The sequence below is a fragment of the Streptomyces sp. UH6 genome (assembly GCF_013421635.1).
Taxonomy (GTDB): domain Bacteria; phylum Actinomycetota; class Actinomycetes; order Streptomycetales; family Streptomycetaceae; genus Streptomyces; species Streptomyces abyssomicinicus.
The window spans coordinates 1-2,882 of the sequence record NZ_JACADT010000731.1 but is presented as its reverse complement, the minus strand read 5'-3'; the positions used below and the strand labels follow the sequence as shown (position 1 = coordinate 2,882).

General features: G+C 72.8%; 2 protein-coding genes and 1 pseudogene. 1 reads left to right on the top strand and 2 read right to left on the bottom strand.

Going from position 1 to position 2,882, the window contains the following annotated elements; translation table 11 throughout:
* Positions 1-688: LacI family DNA-binding transcriptional regulator (locus HW445_RS24980; RefSeq protein ID WP_374939692.1), on the bottom strand; the 688-nt coding region annotated here is incomplete at its 3' end.
* Between the two features lie 161 nt (positions 689-849).
* The gene (locus tag HW445_RS24975; RefSeq protein WP_180223181.1) at positions 850-2,469 is read right to left on the bottom strand and encodes an AMP-binding protein; all 1,620 of its coding nucleotides are present in this window, start codon (positions 2,467-2,469) and stop codon (positions 850-852) included.
* 193 nt (positions 2,470-2,662) lie between these two features.
* Between HW445_RS24975 and HW445_RS24970 the strand changes: the two are divergent.
* A pseudogene (locus tag HW445_RS24970) lies at positions 2,663-2,882 on the top strand (helix-turn-helix transcriptional regulator); the annotation flags it as partial.

The following is a 2,882-nucleotide window of genomic DNA, read 5'->3' as shown; positions in this document are numbered from 1 at the left end:
CGCCGCTCTCCTCGGTGAAGTCGCCCTGGCACAACAATGATTCGGGGGCGTCGACCAGGACGTCCCGGTAGCCGTCGATCCGGTCCAGGGCGGCGAACTGGTCGCGCGGCCCGGCGATGTGCGCGATCCGGGTGCGGCCCAGCGACACCATGTGGCGCACCGCCTCCCGGGCGCCGCCGCGGTTGTCGCAGTCGACGAACGGCGCGGTGGGCCCGGGCCCCGCCGCCGGGCGGCCGCCGAAGACCGCGGGTATCCGGGTGCGGGCTATCAGGGCCGCCAGCCGGTCGTCCTTGTGCAGGGAGAAGGCGAGTGCCCCGTCCACGTGGCCGCCCTCCAGGTAGCGGGCGATCCGCTCGTGGTCCCCGGCGTCCTCCACCCACAGCAGCACCAACTGGGTCTCGTGCACGCTGAGTTCACGGCTGATCCCGCGGATCTTCTGCTCGAAGAACGGGTCGGAGAACACCCGGAACTCGGGCTCCGCGATGATCACGGCGACCGCGCCGGTACGCCGGGTCACCAGGGACCGGGCCGCGTGGTTCGGGACGTACCCCAGTTCCTCGACGGCCTTGCGCACCTTGTCGACGAGCGGCGGACGCACCCCGGCGCCGCCGTTGACCACCCGGGAGACCGTCGCCCGGGACACCCCGGCGCGTTCCGCGACAGCCTCGAGCGTCGGCCGGGGTCCCATGGTCTGCTCGGGCAACGGTGGGCTCCTTGTCTGCGTCCGCGGGCTCCCTCGCCCATGGCTCGCCGGTCGCCCGGCGCGGACCAGGATAGGCGCTGCGGCGGCCGCCGCCGGGAGCGCTCACGGCGAGGCCGCCGAACCGTGACCTGCCGCCCAGGCCCCGGTCAGGCGTGCGTCTCGCGCAGTTCGACCTTGCGGACCTTGCCGGAGACCGTCATCGGGAAGGCGTCCAGCACGGCCAGCCGGCTGGGGACCTTGTAGTGCGCCAGCCGGCCCTCGCAGAACGCCCGCACCTCCTCCAGGGTCGGCGGGTCCGCGGGGTCGCGGGGGATCACGCAGGCGAGCACCTCCTCGCCGTACCGCTCGTGCGGCACCCCGACGACCTGGACGTCGGAGACCTTGGGGTGGGCGTACAGGAACTCCTCGATCTCCCGGGGGTAGATGTTCTCGCCACCGCGGATGATCATGTCCTTGATGCGGCCGACGATCTCCACGTAGCCGTCCTCGCGCATCACGGCCAGGTCCCCGGTGTGCATCCAGCGGGCGGCGTCGATCGCCTCGGCGGTCCGCGCGGGGTCGTCCCAGTAGCCGAGCATCACGCTGTACCCGCGGGTCCGGAGTTCGCCGGTCACGCCCCGGGGCACCGTCACCCCGGTCGCCGGGTCGACGACCTTCACCTCGATGTGCGGCAGCGCCCGGCCGACGGTGGCGGTGCGGTGCTCGAGGTCGTCGTCCATCCGGGTCTGGAGGGAGACCGGCGAGGTCTCGGTCATGCCGTAGCAGATGGACACCTGCGCCATGTGCATCTCGGTGACCACGCGCTTCATCACCTCCACCGGGCAGGGCGAGCCCGCCATGATGCCGGTGCGCAGGCTGGACAGGTCGTAGGAGGCGAAGTCGGGGAGGGCGAGCTCGGCGATGAACATGGTCGGCACCCCGTACAGGGAGGTGCAGCGCTCCTCCTGGACGGCCCGCAGGGTGGCCGCCGCGTCGAAGGCGGGAGCGGGGATCACGATGCAGGCGCCGTGCGAGGTCGCCGCCAGGTTCGCCATGACCATGCCGAAGCAGTGGTAGAAGGGGACCGGGACGCAGATGCGGTCCTGTTCGCCGTAGCCGATCGTCCGGCCCACCCAGTAGCCGTTGTTGAGGATGTTGTGGTGCGAGAGGGTGGCGCCCTTGGGGAAGCCGGTGGTGCCCGAGGTGTACTGGATGTTCACCGGGTCGTCGCAGCTCAGTCCGGCCTCGATCTCCGCCGGCCGTCCCGCGGGCACGGAGGCGGCCCCGGCGGTGAGGGCGTCCCAGGTGGGGTCGCCGATGTAGACGGCCTCCCGCAGCCCCGGACAGGCTCCCGCGACCTCCTCCACCATCGCCCGGTAGTCGCTGCCGCGGTGCGCGAGCGAGGAGATCAGCACCGAGACGCCGGACTGGCCGAGGACGTACTCCAGCTCGTGGGTGCGGTAGGCGGGGTTGATGTTCACCATGATCGCCCCGATCCGGGCGGTCGCGTACTGGACCATCACCCACTCCGGGCAGTTGACCGCCCAGATGCCGACCCGGTCGCCCGTGACCACGCCCAGGGCGAGCAGCCCCCGGGCCACCTCGTCGACGGCGGCGCCGAACTCGGCGTAGGTCCAGCGGCGCCCGGACGCCACGTCCACCAGGGCCTCGCGGTCCGGGTGGCGGGCGACGGTCCGGTACAGGTTCGCGCCGACGGTGTCGCCGAGCAGCGGTGTCGTGCCGGTGCCGTGGGTGTACGACGGCTCGGCCGGGGTCCGGGTGGTCATGGGCTCCTCCTGGAACTGGTCGCGGCACCATTGCCGGGCGGCTCCCCGCCATCGTGTAATCCGTGACACGGATCTCACCACCCCCGAACGGGGGTACGGCGCAAGACGCGGAAGACGACGAAGGGCGGGGCGAGTCGTGCCGAGGGAAGGGACACGGGCCGCGGTCGACGGGGACGACGCGGCCTCCGCCGCGATGAGGGCCGCGCTGACCCGGCTGAGCCGCGGCAGCGGACTGCCGGTCGTCTTCGGCGGGCTGGTGGAGTCCGCGCGGCCGCAGATCCGGATCAGCGAGCTCAGCGGCACCCGCACCGCCGCGCTGCGCTCCCTGGTCGTCTCCTCGGGCACCGGGCTGGGCGGCCGGGCGGCGGTGCTGCTGCGTCCCTGCGCGGTCAGCGACTACGCGGCGTCCCGGC

Excerpts from the sequence above, each read along its gene's own strand:
- HW445_RS24975 (WP_180223181.1), bottom strand. The coding sequence starts at position 2,469 with ATGACCACCCGGACCCCGGCCGAGCCGTCGTACACCCACGGCACCGGC.